Raw genomic sequence first — 18,672 nt, 5'->3', positions numbered from 1 at the left:
TCTGAAATGCATTGGAGGAACAATGCCGAATGAATCGAGCATGATGCCTGCTGACTCCCATGGGGCAGTGGAGCTGGGGGCTTTAGCTTCCGCTCAGGTTTCTGGCCAGGAAACGGGCTCACCTGAGGCTCAGGTGGGGTTGAATGTGCCACTGGTTGTGCAGGTCAGTGAAGAGAACTTCCAAGATCTGATGGCGAATTCAGCGACCGTTCCGGTGATCATTGTCATGTATTCGTCGTCACAATTGGAGTCGAAGCCGTTTGTTGCTTCGATGGAGGATCTTGCTCGCGACTATGCGGGTCGTTTCCAGTTGGCGACTGGCGATGTTGATGCGTCGCCTCACATTGCGCAGGCGTTCCAGATTCAGGGTGTACCCGCCGTTGTGGCGTTGATGAATCAGCGTCCGCTTCCGTTGTTCCAGGGAATTGCGCCGAAGGATCAGGTGCGCCCGATCATTGATCAGGTGTTGGATGCTGGCGCTCAGATGGGGATTAACGGTCGTATTGCGGTGTCCGAAGAGGATACGGCTGCTCCGATTCCGCCTGCACACGAGGCTCCTCTTAGCGCCGAAGAAGCAGGACAGCTGGATGAAGCGATCGCTTTGTGGGAGAAGGTCCTGGATCTGAATCCGAAGGACGAGGCCGCGAAGGCTCACTTGGCGCGTGTGCGTGTTGCTGCGCGGAGTGCGTCAGCTGATGCGTCTGATCCGGCGGCCCATGCTGATGCTCTCTTTGCGTCCGGTGATCACGAAGGTGCGTTTGACCTGTTGCTGAAGATCATTGCGACGGCCGATGACACGGAAGCAAAGGATGCAGCGCGGTTGCGCTTGCTGGATCTGTTCCGCGTCGCCGGTAACTCTCCCGATGTCATGAAAGCGCGCATGATTTTGTCGACGCTCGTGCTTGTGTGAGCGACGTAGAAAGTAAGATTTTCTTAGACTCTGCGGGGCGGGCATCGTGGTGATGCCCGCCCCGCAGAGGTTGACGCAGGGATGGCGCTTTTAGTCTTCAGTGATGAGAGCTTCGATGGCTCGTACTGGAATGTCAATCCAGTCGGGGCGGTTTCGTGCTTCGTACACGGCTTCGTAGAGAGCCTTGTCGAGTTCGAGGGCCACGATCAGTGCTCGCTTACGTTCTTTGTCTGCCTCGTTCATGTCACCGAATGAATCGCGGTATCCATCGATGAAAGCGGTGCGCATGTCGGTTCGCCATGTTTCGTCGGTGGCTTTTCCGACGGCTGCCGCGTAGTCGAAGGAACGGAGCATTCCGGCAACATCGCGCATGGGTTGGTCAGGCATTGAGCGTTCGGCAAGCGGACGCAGAGGCTCGCCTTCGAAGTCGAGAACAAACCAGCGTGGTTCTACGCCTGTGGGAAGATCCTTTTCGTGGAGGACCTGCCCCAGGTGGTAGTCGCCGTGGATGCGTGTTGCTTCATCGAGGCGATCGAGAGCCTCGAGGCGCGCGTAGACGCGGTCGACTTTCTCTTCGAAATTCTGGATGCGTTCTGCAAGGAAGGCGACTTCTGCCAGCGCCCACGAGGCGCGCGATCGCAGGGAGTGGGCAAGCTCTGATGGGGGAACAGGGGCGGATGTACCCAGGGAGGCGGCCATATGGGAGTGCATCTGGGCGGTCGTTTGACCGAGAGTGAATGCTAGTGCTCTTGCGGAGCTACGAACTGTTCCATTCGCTGGGTTGTCACGGGTGGCATAGTCGCAGAAGAGTTCAAAACCGTCGTCAGCGGCTGGAATGAAGGTGCAGGCTACCGCGGAGTCGGTCAGGATGGTTTCGCCCGTTAGAGCGTCGTTCCAAGTGAGTGTGGACCATGCGACGGGTGTGCGGACGCGATCCCACCCGTCCTTTGCCAATGCAACAGACACCTCGACATCGGGGTTGCGACCTGCGGCGAGGACGCGGAAAAGCTTGATGACGATGTCATCAGCATAAGGATCACCTTCACCGCTACGCATGACGACGTTCGTATTCGACTGCTCACCGGTCATGACTCGTCCGCTATTGGCGCGTCTTTCGATCGCAGCGATGCCCTCATCGTCAAGGAACGATCCCTGGGTGTGGGCAAGCCTCGCCCACGCCCGCCAGAAATCTGGATGGTGCGGACCGTCAATGAATGCGACCTCGGGGGTACTTTCCATGACGAAACCATGCGATCCGGGGATTTCGCCGGCGACAGCAAAGGAATCAAGGTCTGAAGCGGGTGCTAGGGCCAAGGGGACGTGGATCAGAACGGGGGCCTCGTCGAGAGCGTCGGGGCGTTTCGCGCTGATCAACAGATCACGAATCGTGTCGCTCAATGCAACATCGGCGTGGATGCTGAGTTCATCAAGTGTCGGTGCTGCGTCACCTTTCAGTGGAAACCAACGGCGGTCCTGCATCCATGCGTGGAGCCCGGCAAGGAGGTCCTCATCTGCGGGCCACGACAGGTGCGAGGTCGAGGTGTTCACTGTGTAGTCTCCTTTGACGGATGGGGAGCATCGGTTGATGGCGCGCGGTGCATGTGTGTCTGCCCTTGCGGGGGCAACACAAAACGCGGACTCATTCTATCGACATTCGTTCGATGAATGAGTCCGCCCTGAAGGTGTCAGTGCTTTGTGTCAGGCTTGATCGGTGCTAGCCAGAGTCCACCGAGCGGCGGAATACGCAGCTCGACTGAGAATGGGCGGCCGTTCCACGGGATCGGTTCTGCGATGATCACACCTGGGTTGGTCACGCCGGAGCCTGCGAATTCTTCGGAGTCGGTGTTGAGGATTTCAGTCCATTCGCCGCCGAAGGGCAGTCCCACTCGGTAGCCCTCATGCGGGTTACCAGCGAAGTTTGCTGCGCAGACGACGACCGGCTGTTCGGTGCCTTCGCGCTTGCCCTTACGCAGGTAGGTGATGAGGTTGTGATCCCCGTCGGATGCATCGATCCACTCGAAGCCCGTGTAGTCGTCATCCCAGAAAGCAGGATTTTGGGCGTACAGGTGGTTGAGTCGGGAGACCAGCGCTTGAACGCCGGCGTGGCCTTCGAAGTCGGTGATCCACCAGTCGAGCGAGTAGGACTCGTTCCATTCCTGGCGCTGGGCGATCTCTTGACCCATGAACAGGAGTTGCTTGCCGGGGTGTGACCACTGGTAGGCGTATAGTGCCTTGGTGCCAGCGAAACGCTGCCAGTCGTCACCGGGCATCTTCTCGACGACGGTGCCCTTGCCGTGAACAACTTCATCGTGGGAGATCGGTAGCACGTAGTTCTCAGAGAATGCGTAGACCAGCGAGAATGTGAGTTCGCCGTGGTGCCAACGCCTGTTCACCGGGTCTTCTGCCATGTAGTGGAGGGTGTCGTTCATCCAGCCCATGTTCCACTTCATGCCAAAGCCCAGGCCACCACCACTGGTCGGTGCGGTCACGCCCGGCCATGCGGTTGATTCTTCTGCGACCATGACAATGCCGGGATGTGTGCGGTAGGCAGTCGCGTTGGCTTCCTGCAGGAATTCAATCGCTTCAAGGTTCTCGCGGCCACCGTACTGGTTTGGACGCCACTGGCCGTCCTTACGCGAGTAGTCGAGGTAGAGCATCGAGGCGACAGCGTCGACGCGCAGACCGTCAATGTGGAAGTCTTCGAGCCAGTATAGGGCGTTCGCAACCAGGAAGTTGCGGACCTCGCGACGACCGAAGTTGAAGACGTAGGTTCCCCAGTCAGGATGCTCGCCACGCAACGGATCCGGATCCTCATACAGGGGAGTGCCGTCGAAACGAGCAAGCGCCCAGTCGTCCTTTGGGAAGTGGGCGGGAACCCAGTCGAGAATGACGCCAATTCCGGCCTTGTGGAATTCGTCGACAAGGTAGCGGAAATCGTCGGGTGTGCCGAAACGCGAGGTGGGTGCGTAGTACGAGGTCACCTGGTAGCCCCACGACCCGCCGAAGGGGTGCTCCGCCAGAGGCATGAACTCAACGTGCGTGAAGCCCATTTCCTTGACGTAGGGGACAAGCTCGTCAGCCAGCCCGCGGTAGCCCAGACCCTGCTTCCACGATCCAGCATGGACCTCGTAAATCGACATCGGGCCTTCATGGACGTTGCGCTCGGCGCGGTCAGTCATCCACTTTTCGTCGGTCCACTCGTGGTAGTAGTCGGTGACGACGGAGGCGGTTGCCGGCGGTATTTCGGTGGCGCGTGCCAGGGGGTCAGCCTTCTGGAACCAGTTGCCACCGGGACCTTGGATTTCGAACTTGTAGCGTGCGCCTACCTTGACGCCGGGGACGAAGATTTCCCAGACGCCGGACGAGCCAAGGGAACGCATCGCGGTTGCGGTGCCGTCCCAGAAGTTGAAGTCGCCGACAACGCGGACAGCGCGTGCGTTCGGTGCCCACACGGCGAAGGCAACACCGTCGACGTCGCCCATGTCGCCGCTGTAGTGCTTAACGTGCGCGCCAAGAACCTTCCAGAGCTGCTCATGACGGCCTTCGGAGATGAGGTAGGTGTCCATCTCGCCGAGCGTTGGCAGGTAGTGGTAGGGGTCGTCGAGAGTCGTGATCTGATCACCGTAAGTGACGCGAACGCGATAGTCGGGGACTTCTTCACCGGGAAGGACGCCAACCCACACGCCGGCGTGTTCGTGGGTCGCGGGGTACGCTGCGGTTGCGGTGACAATGTCGACTGCATCAGCAAGGTGATGAACGGAGCGGATGGTGACTGATGAATCACCAATATGCGCGCCGAGGACAGAGTGAGGATTGTAGTGAGCGCCGTTGCCAACGGCATCGAGCGTCGCTAGATCCACGGGGATGGGGGTCAAGTCATTAGTCATGTCCACATTCTCGCACGTCATCGGCATCTTTGTGAGATAGGCGACACTAAAATTCGCCATAAGACACCGTGAGAGCTGTCCTTTCTCGATGTCAGTGTCGGTTGGTCCAAGGTTCGAGGTCAGTTGTGGGCTCAACAGAGAACACATGACCAAGTCGAGTAACGGGGGAAAGGTCAACCCAGCCTTCGGATCCCCAGGTGTAGGTGGTGCCATCAAGCTCGTCGACAACGCGGAAATGACCACCGGCGGTTTGAATTCCCAGGTCGTTCAGATCAATGTGCACGGTGCCTGACACACCTTCATGAGGATTGAGCGACACGATGCAGATCACCGTGTCCGTGTTCCCGGACTCGGTGAATACTCCGGAAACCTGCTTGGAGAAACAAATGATCTCTGGGTGAGAGGTCGGGTGAATCCGAAGCTGGTGAAGCTGACGCAGGGCAGGGTGCTTCGCGCGAGCAGCATTCAACAGGGTGAACAAGCGCGTAATGCCAAGAGGCTCAGCATCTTCCCAGTTACGCGGGCGGAACTCATACTTCTCGTTATCGTTCTGCTCTTCAAAGCCGGGACGCTGAACATTCTCAACGAACTCGTAGCCCGAGTAAATCCCCCAGTTCGGAGCGCCAAGAGCGGCGAGCATTGCACGAATCGCAAAGATCGCGGTACCGCCCGTCGTCATCTGCGGGGTCAAAATATCGTGAGTGGTCGGCCAAAAGCTCGGACGCATCAGGTGAGCGGTTTGCGTCGAAACCTCGGTCAGATACTCTTCGATCTCCTGCTTTTCAGTACGCCAGGCAAAGTACGTGTAGGACTGATCGAATCCGACTGCGCCCAAAGTGCGCATCATCGCGGGGCGAGTAAATGCCTCAGCGAGGAAAACAATCTCCGGGTGCGTATCATGAACGTCAGCGATGATTTCCTGCCAGAAACGCACCGGCTTCGTGTGCGGGTTATCAACGCGGAAGATCGTCACGCCGTGCTCAATCCACACTTCGAGGACATCACGAATGGCCTCGTAGATGCCGTCATAGTCGTTGTCGAAGTTCAGCGGATAGATGTCCTGGTACTTCTTCGGCGGATTCTCCGCGAATGCAATCGAACCGTCGGCGCGGGTTGTGAACCATTCGGGGTGTTCGGTGACCCACGGGTGATCGGGGGAGCACTGCAACGCGAAGTCGAGGGCGACTTCAAGTCCAAGCTCTAACGCGCGCTCAACGAAATCGTCGAAATCATTGAAATCGCCCAGCTCGGGGTGAATCGCATCGTGTCCACCATCGGGAGACCCAATGCCGTAGGGAGAACCCGGATCGCCCTCGTAGGCGACCAGTGTATTGTTCTTACCCTTACGATTTGTCGTGCCGATCGGGTGAATAGGTGTCAGATAGACGACATCGAAGCCCATTTCAGCAATGCGGTCGAGCTCGTAGGAAGCCTGCTTTAGAGTTCCCGACACCCACGATCCATCTTCACGCTGGAACGCACCGGCTGAACGCGGGAAGATCTCATACCAAGCACCGGTCAGGGCGCGCTCACGGGCAACGGCCAGAGGGTATTCGCGTGAAGACCCAAGAAGGTCACGTACGGGGTGGGCGCGGAACACGGCGCGCACATGTGACGACACGCCCGCGGACAGGCGTTGCTGAACCGAACGTGACGTATCGCGCAGGTGGGCTGCGGCGTCACGCAGAACCTCGGCATCCTTGGCATCGAGGGGCTGTTGCAGGGGGTTGTTCAGGGCTTTTCCGTCGATGGCGCGTTCCATCAGGAGTGCGCCTTCTTCCAGCATCAATTCGACGTCGACACCTGCGTCAACTTTGATGGTTGCGTCGTGACGCCACGTGGCATAGGGGTCCGACCATGAATCGACGCGGAAAGACCACGTGCCGGGGCGATCGGGTTTGACCCACGCTTCGTATCGGTCAAGGCCGGGTGCGATGTCCGCCATTGGAGCGCGCATGTGCTCGACACCATCGGGGTCGATCAAGACCGCTTCGGCCGCAAATGCGTCGTGTCCTTCACGGAAAACCGTCGCGCGAATGGGAAGAGGCTCGTTTTCTGTTGCCTTTGCGGCCAACGTGCCGTCTTCAACGACAGGGAAAACTTCAGTGACTGGGATTCGAGGAAGAAGAATGTCGCTCACGTCACCAGCCTACGTCAGTTGGGGCGCTCGCGTGGTCAGCGCGGGGCTGCTGGTTCGTGTTTGCGTATGCGGTCAGTTTCAGATAAACCAAACCGGCCTCGTCGCCGAATTGACGAGGCCGGCCGCGTTTTTCAGACTGCGACGCCGAATATGTGGCCGACGGCGAAGGTCAGTGTCATTGCGACGCTGCCACCAACGAGCAGACGTGCAATTGCGGGAAGGCGAGGTGCACGACCAAGAATCGCTGAGATCCACCCAGTCAAACCGAGCGCAACAAGGACGGCGACGAATGTTGCGGGGATACGCATGCTGGGTGGGAACAACAGCATCGTGAGCAGAGGGAGGAGCGATCCAAAGAGGAAGGCAAGGAAGGAAGATCCCGCTGCCACCCACGGGTTCGTCAGATCGTCATGGTCAATGTTGTGCTCAAGCGACAGGTGAGCATCCAGTGCGTCACTTTCGCTTAACGTCCGTGCTACCAACGTCGCGGTGTCTTTCGGCAGGCCTCGTTCTTCCCACAAGGACGCAAGGCGCTTTTCTTGACCAGCTGGATCAGCCACCAGGACAGCCTTCTGGTCGGCGACAATCTTTCGTTCCGTGTCACGTTGGGTGGAAACGGAGACGTATTCGCCGACGGACATTGATAGGGCTGCAGAAACGATCCCGGCTACACCCGCAATAGCGATGGCCTTCGTGTTTGCCGGGTTCACAGCTGCGACGCCAACAAGAAGACCCGAAATCGACACGATTCCGTCATTGGCGCCAAGAACGCCTGCACGCAACCAGTTGAGGCGAGCAGCAAGAGACTCTTTCTTCTGGGCTACAGGCGCAACTGAAACGACGGGTGAGCACTTGACAGAGTCGGAAAAAGTGAACGGAATAAGAGTTGTCATTCTCTCAAGCTAGGGAGAAAAAGACTGCTCCGCTAGCAAGGAAAAGCGCGCCTCTAGGACCTTTGTACTACCTAAAAGTGGGTGCCCTCAATGCTCTGAGGGCACCCATAGCTAGCCGGTCTGACCAGCGAAAATGGTGGCTCAGTAGTTCATCTTCATGGCGGTACGTACCTCGTGGAGGGTCTCGTTCGCCTGCTCATTCGCCTTTTCGTTACCAAGTTGTAACACTTGGAGCAAGTAGTCCTCGTTGTTGATCAGTTCGCTACGTTTTTCGCGCAGTGGAGCAAGCATCTCATTGAGGGCCTCGGTGACGAACATCTTGAGCGTGCCGGCACCCTTATCGCCGATCTGCTCGGCAATTGCCTCGGGAGCCTGACCGGACGCTAGGCAGCCCAGCATCAAAAGGTTCGCGACCTCAGGACGATTCGCGGGATCGTAGGTGATCGTGCGCTCAGCGTCAGTCTTCGCCTTCTTCAGGATCTTCGCCGTTTCGTCAGCGGTCATGCCAAGTTCGATCGTGTTGCCACGCGACTTGGACATCTTCGCGCCGTCGGTGCCGAGCAACAGCGGGACCTCGGACAAAAGGGCCTCGGGACGACGGAAGACGGGAACCTCAGGATTGGCGCGACCATAGCGCTTATCGAAACGCTGGGCGATCAGGCGAGCCTGCTCCAAGTGTGGCAACTGATCCTGACCAACGGGAACAAGATTCGCCTTGCAGAACAGAATGTCAGCAGCCTGGTGAACTGGGTAAGTCAGCATCAGGCCAGTCATAGCGCGACCGTCGGTGGCTTCGAGTTCTGCCTTCACTGTAGGGTTTCGGTGCAACTCAGACTCGGTGACCAGAGACAGGAAGGGGAGCATCAGCTGGTTGAGCGCCGGAACGGCAGAATGGTTGAAGATCGTCGAACGCTCCGGATCAATACCGGCAGCAATGTAGTCGGCAATCAGACCAAGGACGCGTTCACGAATTGGGCCAACGCCGTCACGGTCCGTGATCACCTGATAGTCGGCAACCAGAACCCACGTTTCAACGCCACGGTTCTGCAACAGAACACGGTTACGGAGCGTACCGAAGTAATGACCGAGGTGCAGATGCCCGGTCGGTCGGTCACCGGTCAGGATACGGAAGCGAGTGGGATCTTCATCGATGGCCCGGTCGATTTCGGCTGAACGAGCCTTCGAACGAGCAAGCGATGCGTCGGATGTCGAGTGTGCAAGTGCGTCTTCACTGGAAGTCATGGGTGTGATTCTATCGAAAGACGCGCCTAACGCTATTTCGCGTCCGCCCGCAGTTAGCGTTTGGGCGGTACCGCAATATCGGAAAGCAAGACCTGCATCGAGTTCGGTCGAAGAGTCACGATGGATTCATTGGCGACCTGTCCCAGGCTCAGGCTCAATGCGAGAGGATCGGTCCCCGGTTGAACACCCTCGTCAAGGCGAATCCACGCCGTATTCACACATACGAGCCAATCGACGCCGTGGCCGGTCGGAAGGCTCACATCCTGCTCGTCCAAAGTGCCGTTCACAATGACCAGAGCGTCGCGGTCGTTCCAACGTACGCCCGAACGCAACATTTGGAACACGCGATTGTCGGAAAGAGCCCAGCCTTCTGTCGGCATGGGAGCACCGGTCTTATCCAGCCACGCCACATCCGGGATTGAATCGCCGGGTACGGGTGCACCTGATTCGTAGATATCGGGGCGCAATACGGGGTGAGCGTGACGCAGGCCGATCAACCAACGAACGAAGTCCTTGTGTGCCAGTTGCTCGGGTGTCAGATTCCAGTCGAACCACGAGATCGGGGAATCCTGACAGTACGCATTGTTATTGCCCTGCTGAGTGCGACTAAATTCATCGCCGCCGAGAATCATTGGGGTGCCCGCAGAAATGAGCAGGGAGGTCAGCATGTTGCGCTGGGTCTGGTAGCGACGACGAGAGGTCGTTTCGATTGCTTCTTTTGCCTCAACCGGGTCACCTTCATCGTCGGTCATGTTCGCGATTGATGCGACCCAGCCTTCAATTCCGTGGTTCCATGAACGATTGTCGTTCGATCCGTCGCGGTTGCCTTCCAAGTTCGCCCAATTATGTTTGGTATCGAACGCCGTTAGGTCAGCGAGGGTGAAGCCGTCGTGCGCGGTGATGAAGTTAATTGAAGCACGAGGCCCGCGTCCGATTCCGGTGCCATGATCGAAAACGGGGCGGGAACCGGCCAACCGGGTCGCTAGGTTATTCGGGCCAGACGCGCCGTGACCTTCGACTAGGGAACGAACGTCGGAGAGCCAGAAGGCGCGCAGTGCCCCGCGGTAGTGGTCATTCCACTCTGAGAAGGGGAGTGGGAAATTGCCGGTCTGCCAGCCTCCGGGGCCGATATCCCAGGGTTCAGCAATGAGCTTTGCCGTTGACAGTGTTCGGTCGGTTGCCATTGCCATCAGCAACGGGTGCTTCGGGTCGAATCCCGTGGCGAAGCGTCCAAGGGTTGCGGCCAAGTCGAAGCGGAAACCGTCGACGCCCATTGTGTCTGCCCAGTAGCGCAGGGAATCGAGGATCATCGACATTGTCTTGGGATTGTCGACGTTCATGGTATTTCCGGTGCCCGTGTCGTCAGTACAGGCGACGGGAAGCGTGTTCGTGTGGCGGTAATACAGGTCAGAATCGAGTCCACGCCACGAGAGTGACGGGCCGGAGTCGCCACCTTCACACGTGTGGTTGTAGACGACGTCAAGGATGACTTCGATCCCTGCCTCGTGCAGGATCGACACCATTCCGCGGAACTCGTCGACGACCGCTTGGGCGCCACGGTCTTGCGCTGAATGAGTTGCGTAAGAAGGCTCGGGAGTGAAGAAGTTCAGGGTCGAATAACCCCAGTAATTAGTCAGACCACGTTCCGATAGGAACGGTTCCTCACACTTCGCGTGAACGGGGAGAAGTTCAATGGAAGTAATTCCCAGGTTCTTCAGGTAATCCACTGACACAGGATGTGCCAAGCCCGCGTATGTTCCCTGTAATTCGCCAGGAATACCCGGCATGTTCTTCGTAAAGCCCTTGACATGGACCTCGTACACAATCGTCTTTTCCCACGGGACGCGTGGCTTTGGTGCCACGGGGAAGCGGGAATCAACGACAACGGAGCAGGGGACATGCCCACGCGAATCAAGAGGCGAACGCGCAAACGGATAAGAAGTCGGATATAGGTTCTCGTCAACGATATGCCCGTAGACTGCGGCACTCATGTCAACGCTTCCCTCGAGACCTCGTCCGTAGGGATCCAACAGGAACTTCGCCGGATTATAGAAGAAGCCACGATCGGGATCCCACGGGCCATCAGCGCGGAAACCATAACGCGTGCCCACACCCAAGCCATTGATATGACCGTGCCAAATGCCCTCGTTGCTAGGAATCAGCGCATACCGCGTTTCAGAGTCGTCTAAGTCCAGAACACAGAAATCAACGTGCGTCGCCAGGCGTGCCACGACGGAAACGTCAAGACCACCGTTTGCAACGTGGACACCGAAGCGAGGAGGAACAGGGTTCGGCTGAGTAACATTCACGAGCGCCACCGAGTGATCGTGCGAATGGTCGTGGCCCATGATGTCCTCTCTCTAGCCAGAACGTGCTTGAACGCTAACGGTTCAAGAAACTGTTGATGGGAACTGCGTCTTCTTGTCAACGTATCGCGCACATACTCAAAAAGTGTGCGCGACCACCCGCACTATTATTGCAAGCCGGCAAGGTTTCTGACGCAACGTAGTCAAAGCGTGTGGGAAAACCCATCTCACACCCCTTGCTCTTCGGGCTTACTCGCCCTTTGTGGCACGCTAGAAGCTATGAGAATTGTCGTATGCGTGAAACACGTTCCAGACATGCAGTCGGAACGCCGATTCGAAGATGGTCGCATTGTTCGTGGCGAAGATGACATCCTCAACGAACTGGATGAAAACGCCATTGAAGCAGCCGTTCAACTGGTCGAAGATAACGGCGGTGAAGTCATCGCCCTGACCATGGGGCCCGAGGACGCTGAAGACGCCCTGATGCGCGCCCTCCAGATGGGGGCCGACCGCGGTGTTCTTATCAGCGACGAGGCACTGGCTGGAGCTGATGCCGGTCTGACCGCGCTCGCATTGGCTGGAGCCATTCAGACGCTCGCCGACGAAAAACCCATTGACCTTGTTATTACGGGTATGGCATCGCTCGACTCGATGACCTCAATGCTTCCCGCGGCGCTTGCGACCCGCTTACACTTCCCGTTGCTCGGTCTGGCCCACGAAATCTCCGTCGATACCGGCGCCTCGAGCATTGAAATCAAGCGCAACGCCGACGGGTACGAGGACGTCCTTTCCGCACCCATGCCGGCAGTTGTCTCGGTCACCGACCAGATCAACGAACCCCGCTATCCGGCATTCGCGGCCATGAAGGCCGCGCGCAAGAAGCCAATGGACACCTGGGAACTGGCCGACATCGAAGAAAGCGTTGCAGGCTCAGCTATCGCCCAGCGTGGCCAGGTTACCGAGGTCCTCGAATCCAACGAGATCACCCGCGACAACGCCGGAACGATCATCCCTGACTCCGGTGATGCAGGCCTCCGACTGGCCCAGTACCTCCTCGAAGTGGTGAAGTGACATGGCAACTCTTTCTCAACCAATACTCGTCCTTGCTGACCACCAGGGCAGTGACACCGACGGCTGGCACCTCACCCCAGCATCGGCGCAGATCATTTCTCTCGCGTCCACGTTGAGTGACGCTGGAGTTGTCGCACTTTCCCTGACCACGAACCCGGATATGACCACGCTGGGCACCCTCGGCGTGGAAAAAGTCCTCGTCCCCGGTATTGACCACTCCGGCGCACGCGTCAGCGCAGTCGTCGCAGACGCCGTCGCATCCGCAGTCACGACACAGGATTTCGGAGCCCTCTTCGTTGTCTCGACCTACCGAGGCCGTGAAGTCGCCTCCCGTATCGCCACCCTGACCAACTCCGGAGTTGTCTGCGACGCCATCGGCGTTGAGGTCGACGACGACTCCCTGGTTGTCACGACCACCGCGCTCGCGGGCTCGTGGTCGAATCGCCTGAAGGTCTCGGGTTCGCTTCCGGTTGTGGCGCTTCGACCCGGATCCTTTGATGTCCTCGAGTTCGCGCCGGTCACTCCGGTCGCCGAATCCATCGACGTTGAGCTCAGCGATGAGGCCCGTGCGGTGACGGTCGTCTGCTCGTCTGCACTGGAGTCAACGGGCGTTTCGCTGACCGATGCTTCCACCGTTGTTGTCGCCGGTCGCGGAACAAACGGCGATATGAACATTGTCAATGAATTGGCAGATGAACTCGGCGCGGCAGTCGGCGCTACTCGCGTTGTCTGCGATGAAGGCTGGGCACCGCGTACCATGCAGATCGGCCAGACCGGTCTGTCAGTGTCACCGAATCTCTACATTGGTCTAGGTGTTTCCGGAGCTATCCATCACACGGTTGGTATGCAGTCCAGCGCCCACATCGTCGCTGTCTGCGATGACCCTGATGCTCCGATCTTTGAGATCGCAGATTTCGGCGTTGTTGGCGACATGTTCGAGGTTATTCCTGCTGCACTGGAAGAAATCAAGAAGGCGCGCGACGCCGAGTGACGCACTACCTGGATCACGCTGCAACAACCCCGATCCGTCCTTCAGCGTTGGAGGCATGGGTCGAGGCTCAGCGTGAGCTCAGCGCCCATCCCGGGAACCCGGCCTCGTTGCACGGTGGCGGTAGACGCGCAAAGAGGATGTTGGAGGACGCCCGCGAACGTGTCGCTATTGCCTTGGGCTGCGAGAAGCCCGAAGTGATCTTTACGTCGGGTGCCACCGAATCAGATGCCATCGGCGTACACGGGGGAGCGCTCGCTGGGCGGGCATTGAACGCTGATCGGAACACGGTTCTTCTGTCCCCGGTGGAGCACGATGCTGTAGGAAATCAGCGCGAGTATTTAGAATCGCGCGGGTTTGCTGTTGAGCTTTTCCCTGTGGCGTCCAACGGCGTGTGCGTCATCAATACTGACGCGTTGGCGCAGGTGAAAGACCAGTGTTCTCTTGCTTCGCTCACCCTGGTCAGCTCAGAAATCGGGACAATTCAGCCGGTATCGCAGATGGTCGAGGCACTTGATGGTCGCTCCATGCCGATCGCTCAGCGTCCACTGACCCACACCGATGCCGCGCAGGCAATGTCTCTGATGGACGTGTCCTATGCGGAACTCGGCGTTGACTTGATGACCGTGGGTGGCCACAAGATTGGTGCACCGGCAGGGACTGGCGTGCTGGTTGCTCGCCGTGGACTGAAGATCCCCACCGATCGTCCCGGTGGAGGACACGAGCGTGGCATTCGTTCAGGAACCCCCGACGTTGCCGGCGCGTGTGCGTTCGCGCTAGCGCTTGAAGAAACGGTTGCTCAGCGCCAAGAGTGGCAGGTCCGCGCGGCGCTTCTGCGTGATCGTTTGGCCCGCGCTCTGCCGGACTATGCGCGACTCACTGTCTCTCCGGATGACGCGTTGGCCTCGATCATTCATCTGTCGATTCCGACGTCGCACCCTGAAGCGGTACTGATGGCGATGGACATGGCAGATGTCCACGTCTCTGCTGGTTCTGCGTGCCACGCGGGGGTGACGCGCCCGTCCGACGTCGTCCTGGCCCTGGGAGCCACCGAAGCTGAAGCGCTGGGAGTCCTGCGCATTTCCACCGGACATGACACGACCGAAGCGGATATTGATGCGTTCGTGGATGCTCTTGAACGCGCCGTCCTTGCAGGGCAGGCGTTAGACTCTCACGATCGAGACCGCATGCACGGTCGAACCCACTGAAAGGACAATTGAATGCGTGTTCTTGCCGCACTTTCCGGAGGCGTGGATTCGGCTGTCGCTGCAGCGAAAGCGGTCGAGGCCGGCCATGATGTTGTCGGCGTCCACATGGCTTTGTCAAGTCAACCGCAGGAATGCCGTATCGGCTCGCGAGGGTGTTGCTCCGTTGAAGACGCTGGCGATGCTGCGCGAGCAGCCGAAATCATGGGGATCCCGTTCTACGTGTGGGACCTCGCCCAAGAATTTGAAGAAACCGTCATCGAAGACTTCGTTGAACAGTACAAGCTGGGGCATACGCCGAACCCGTGTGTGCGTTGCAACGAGTTCGTGAAATTCCGTGAACTTGCAACGCGCGCGAAGGCACTGGGTTTCGATGCTGTCTGCACCGGCCACTACGCTGCAATCGTTGATGGTCCATCCGGCCCGGAATTGCACCGTGGCGCAGATTCTCTGAAAGACCAGTCGTATGTTCTGGCAATCATGGGGCGTGATGAACTGTCACGCGTTCTACTGCCCCTTGGTGATGCCCCCACCAAGGCGTGGGTGCGTTCCGAAGCGCAGCGTCTTGGCCTGGGTGTGTCCAACAAGCCGGATTCCTACGACATTTGCTTCATTCCCGACGGAGATACGCAGGGCTTCTTGCGCACTCGATTGGGTAGCGATGAAGGTGAGATCGTGAGCCCCGACGGCGAGGTCCTCGGCACCCACCAGGGCTACTGGAACTTCACGGTTGGTCAGCGACGAGGTCTGCATATTGATCGTCCCGCCGAAGATGGCAAGCCTCGCTATGTTCTGGAAACTCGTCCGGAATCGAACCAGGTCGTCGTTGGAGCATCGACTCTGCTCAGTGTGGATCGAATTGAATGCGAGGACGTCGTCTGGTTAGCTCCCGATGATCTGGGGGCCTCAACGGATGACCTGTTCGTTCAGGTTCGCGCCCACGGTACGCCCGTCCCCGTTTCCCTAGTCGAGCACGACTCCGAAGACGAGGCGCGTGAAGGAGCAGAACGCCGGTTGGTCGTGTCCCTTTCCGAATCGATCCGTGGCGTTGCTGCCGGCCAGTCGCTGGTCATGTACCGTGACACCCGTGTCTTGGGGGAAGCAACGATCATGCGGGCAAGCCGAGCCTCGTCGTTCGTAGCCTGATGTTTTCTTACGAGGTCCACGGATAAGCTCAGTTCGCCGGGATTGTCACTGACCTTGTACACTAAACGAGCACTGTGTGTGGGCATAGGTTCCATGCGGAACCTCGTCGCCTTCGGAAACAGGTTCGCGCGCGAGTGGCGGAATTGGCAGACGCGCTGGATTTAGGTTCCAGTGTCTTTGACGTGTGGGTTCGAGTCCCATCTCGCGCACAACGGAAGGACACCAGTTGAATGCTGGTGTCCTTTCTTTCGTCGAATAGGCCGAATACAGTTTTGCCTCCAAGAGGAAAGTCTCGGAGGCAAAACCATGAATCGTAGGGATCAGGCGATGAGTGGCAGGCGAGTACGCACGAACACGGTCAGCCCAATGAGCACTGCGAGCACAATCCCCAGGCCGATGAGGCCTGAACCGGTGATGGAGAACGTGATGTAGCCAAGCAACGCAGCTCCCGCACCGGCAAGCGCATAGGGAAGCTGAGTGTTGACATGCGTGATGTGGTTACAGCCAGCGCCGGTCGACGACAGAATCGTCGTATCGGAGATCGGGGAGCAGTGGTCGCCCCAGACGGCTCCAGCAAGAACAGCGCCGAACGCGGGAATCAGCAGGTCGGAACCGTTGGGAACAGCTGCCATGACTTCGCCGGCAATCGGGAGCAGGATTCCGAAGGAACCCCACGATGTGCCCGTCGCGAACGCCATAGCGCCTGCGATGACAAACATCAGTGGCACCAGCCACTGGGCAGGCAGGCTTGAGGATTCAACCAGCGCGCCAAGGTAGGCGCCGGTACCGAGCTCAGAAATGAGCGAGCCCAGCATCCATGCGAACAGCAGGATCTCGATAGCCGGAAGCATTGAACGAGCGCCCTCGACGACACCCTTGCCGGCAGTCTTCAGCTCGAAAGCAGGATCCTTGTGCGTGTAGTGGAAGTAGTAGTACGCCGCGGAGATCAGGCCAAGAACACCACCGACATTCAACGATACGGCGACGTCGGTGTTTGCCAAGATATCCAGGGCATTCCACGACTCAGAAGCAGAGTGGCCGGTCCACGCAATGCCAGCAAGAACACCCAGGATCAGGATGACGAAGGGGACAATCAGTGCGCGCATGGCGCCAGGTTCGTGACGTGGTAGGTTGTCGGTCAACTGGCCGGGAATCTGCTCTCCCGGATCGTAGACGTGACCGCGCTCGACCGCGCGACGTTCTTCACGTCGCATCGAGCCGAAGTCGACTTCGAAGATGACGGTCAGCCACAACAGGACGACTGCGCCGATGGCGTAATAGTTCATGCCCGCGCTACGCAGGAATGCGCCCGCGTCGGTCACCTGAATTGAGGTTGCTGCAACGATCGGTGCCATGATGCCGATGATCGAGGCGCCCCACGAAGAAAACGGTGCAAGAACAGCAACCGGTGCCGACGATGAGTCGATGAGGTAGGCGAGCTTCGCGCGAGACACCTTGTGGCGGTCGCTAACGGGGCGCGCCACCTGGCCGACGGCAAGCGCGTTGAAATAGTCATCAATGAAAATCGCGGTACCGAGTGCGGCGGCGAGAATCTGCGCGCCTCGCCGACCTTTGATCTTCGTCATCGTCCATTCTGCAAACGCTGCGGTGCCACCAGCCATCAGGACAAGCGAGGTGATGATGCCCAACGTGATAAGGAACAAGAGAATCAGCACATAATAGGCGTTGATTGCGCCTTCGGTCCAGAAAATCTGAGAGAAAGCACCCCAGATTTTGACGACTGTTGCGACGATCCCGCCGTTTTCGATAAGGAATGCAGCGGAGATAGCGCCGGCTGCGAGCGACATGATGACCTTCTTGGTCGTGATGACAAGAGCAATCGCAAGAATCGGTGGGATGAGTGTGAGAACGGGGTATGCCTCGGTCACGGGGGTCTCCTCAATACAGTTGGGATGAATTCAGGCTAGGCAAGGCGCACGAGGCCGCGCCCTCGGTGTTCTTACTCTGGACATTTTAATTGCGCGGGTAGTGCAGGATTCGGCGAGCACAGCGCTATCGGCGTCGATATGCTTTCAACATGACTCAACTTGAAATTGGAGCGAAGGCTCCAGAATTTACCGCTGAATCTACGCAGGGACTGATCTCACTGACCGAGTTGCTTGCGGGCAGTGAAAAGGGCGTTATCGTCTACTTTTATCCGAAGGCCTCGACCCCTGGGTGCACGACGCAGGCCTGCGATTTCCGTGACAACCTGAACACAATGAAGGCAGCTGGGTACACGGTTGTGGGCGTAAGCGCTGACACAATGCCCGCCTTGGAGAAGTTCACTCAGAAGCAGGGACTTAACTTCCCGCTGATCTCCGATCCTGAGCATGCAATCCTTGAACCGTGGGGCGCGTGGGGTGAAAAGAAGAACTACGGCCGTATCTTCACGGGCATCATTCGTTCGACCGTTGTTGTTGGCAAGGATGGAACGGTTGCGCTTGCTCAGTACAACGTGAAGGCAACGGGTCATGTGGCGCGCCTGCGTCGCGACCTCGGTCTGGACGACTGATACGTGCGTGTGGCTAGCCTTGTCGTCTGAGGCGATGAATCGGTTTTTAGTGCTGGAATTGTCGCCCTATACGTCTTTCCTTGATCGCCGTGTCTCATCATCGCTTCTCGACGCAGGGACAGAAACACTCATACAGGGCAGGCAACGACAAAACGGAGCAACCGATTGGTTGCTCCGTTTTCGTTTGTGCGTCATGGGGGACTTGAACCCTCAACCCGCTGATTAAGAGTCAGCTGCTCTGCCAATTGAGCTAATGACGCGGGACTCTGCCACAGAGTATTCTGTTTTAGAGTTGTGCGTCATGGGGGACTTGAACCCTCAACCCGCTGATTAAGAGTCAGCTGCTCTGCCAATTGAGCTAATGACGCG

13 protein-coding genes and 3 tRNA genes are annotated in these 18,672 nt (G+C 58.3%); 7 read left to right on the top strand and 9 right to left on the bottom strand.

The features are described 5' to 3' along the window. The first annotated feature begins 22 nt into the window (after nt 1–22). Complete coding sequence (locus QP503_RS07400; RefSeq protein ID WP_006681252.1) at nt 23–910, top strand: tetratricopeptide repeat protein; 888 nt, start codon at nt 23–25, stop codon at nt 908–910. Nucleotides 911–1,000: 90 nt separating this feature from the next. Here QP503_RS07400 and QP503_RS07395 read toward each other — a convergent pair whose 3' ends face one another. From QP503_RS07395 to glgX, 6 genes are all read right to left on the bottom strand, one after another. Then, the gene (locus QP503_RS07395) at nt 1,001–2,458 is read right to left on the bottom strand and encodes a phosphotransferase (RefSeq protein WP_285101477.1); all 1,458 of its coding nucleotides are present in this window, start codon (nt 2,456–2,458) and stop codon (nt 1,001–1,003) included. Nucleotides 2,459–2,595: 137 nt separating this feature from the next. Next, the gene (gene glgB, locus QP503_RS07390) at nt 2,596–4,797 is read right to left on the bottom strand and encodes a 1,4-alpha-glucan branching protein GlgB (RefSeq protein WP_285101475.1); all 2,202 of its coding nucleotides are present in this window, start codon (nt 4,795–4,797) and stop codon (nt 2,596–2,598) included. A gap of 91 nt (nt 4,798–4,888) precedes the next feature. Then, nucleotides 4,889–6,937 (bottom strand): alpha-1,4-glucan--maltose-1-phosphate maltosyltransferase, encoded by a 2,049-nt coding sequence (locus tag QP503_RS07385; protein ID WP_103631917.1) that lies wholly within the window; start codon nt 6,935–6,937, stop codon nt 4,889–4,891. Between the two features lie 131 nt (nt 6,938–7,068). After that, nucleotides 7,069–7,830 (bottom strand): VIT1/CCC1 transporter family protein, encoded by a 762-nt coding sequence (locus QP503_RS07380; protein WP_285101473.1) that lies wholly within the window; start codon nt 7,828–7,830, stop codon nt 7,069–7,071. A 141-nt stretch (nt 7,831–7,971) separates the two neighbouring features. Then, complete coding sequence (gene trpS, locus QP503_RS07375) at nt 7,972–9,072, bottom strand: tryptophan--tRNA ligase (protein ID WP_285084537.1); 1,101 nt, start codon at nt 9,070–9,072, stop codon at nt 7,972–7,974. Between the two features lie 53 nt (nt 9,073–9,125). After that, entirely contained in the window at nt 9,126–11,420 is a 2,295-nt protein-coding gene (glgX, locus tag QP503_RS07370; protein ID WP_285101471.1) for a glycogen debranching protein GlgX, read from the bottom strand. A 237-nt stretch (nt 11,421–11,657) separates the two neighbouring features. Here glgX and QP503_RS07365 point away from each other — a divergent pair, with 237 nt between their 5' ends. From QP503_RS07365 to QP503_RS07345, 5 genes are all read left to right on the top strand, one after another. Then, nucleotides 11,658–12,449 carry an electron transfer flavoprotein subunit beta/FixA family protein gene (locus QP503_RS07365; RefSeq protein WP_103632058.1) on the top strand — a complete coding sequence of 264 codons (792 nt, stop codon included), beginning with the start codon at nt 11,658–11,660 and terminating at the stop codon, nt 12,447–12,449. Nucleotide 12,450: 1 nt separating this feature from the next. Next, entirely contained in the window at nt 12,451–13,440 is a 990-nt protein-coding gene (locus QP503_RS07360) for an electron transfer flavoprotein subunit alpha/FixB family protein (protein WP_006681244.1), read from the top strand. After that, a complete protein-coding gene (locus tag QP503_RS07355; RefSeq protein ID WP_006681243.1) occupies nt 13,437–14,645 on the top strand; it encodes a cysteine desulfurase family protein in 1,209 nt (402 codons plus the stop codon). Before QP503_RS07360 ends, QP503_RS07355 begins: the two co-directional genes overlap by 4 nt. A 12-nt stretch (nt 14,646–14,657) precedes the next feature. Continuing rightward, nucleotides 14,658–15,788 (top strand): tRNA 2-thiouridine(34) synthase MnmA, encoded by a 1,131-nt coding sequence (mnmA, locus tag QP503_RS07350; protein WP_103631911.1) that lies wholly within the window; start codon nt 14,658–14,660, stop codon nt 15,786–15,788. A gap of 128 nt (nt 15,789–15,916) precedes the next feature. Next, nucleotides 15,917–15,997, top strand: a tRNA-Leu gene (locus QP503_RS07345). 111 nt (nt 15,998–16,108) lie between these two features. Here the strand turns inward: QP503_RS07345 and QP503_RS07340 are convergent. Continuing rightward, nucleotides 16,109–17,677 carry a Na+/H+ antiporter NhaC family protein gene (locus QP503_RS07340; protein WP_179369742.1) on the bottom strand — a complete coding sequence of 523 codons (1,569 nt, stop codon included), beginning with the start codon at nt 17,675–17,677 and terminating at the stop codon, nt 16,109–16,111. Nucleotides 17,678–17,826: 149 nt separating this feature from the next. Here QP503_RS07340 and QP503_RS07335 point away from each other — a divergent pair, with 149 nt between their 5' ends. Further along, nucleotides 17,827–18,303, top strand: a complete 477-nt coding sequence (locus QP503_RS07335; protein WP_006681240.1) for a peroxiredoxin — start codon at nt 17,827–17,829, stop codon at nt 18,301–18,303. A 187-nt stretch (nt 18,304–18,490) separates the two neighbouring features. Here the strand turns inward: QP503_RS07335 and QP503_RS07330 are convergent. Further along, nucleotides 18,491–18,563, bottom strand: a tRNA-Lys gene (locus tag QP503_RS07330). A 35-nt stretch (nt 18,564–18,598) separates the two neighbouring features. Next, nucleotides 18,599–18,671: transfer RNA gene (locus QP503_RS07325), tRNA-Lys, on the bottom strand. Nucleotide 18,672 lies beyond the last annotated feature (1 nt).

It is taken from the genome of Pauljensenia sp. UMB0895 (assembly GCF_030218905.1).
GTDB lineage: Bacteria > Actinomycetota > Actinomycetes > Actinomycetales > Actinomycetaceae > Pauljensenia > Pauljensenia turicensis_A.
The sequence above is the reverse complement of the archived record's forward strand: the minus strand, read 5'-3'. Positions and strand labels throughout refer to the sequence as shown.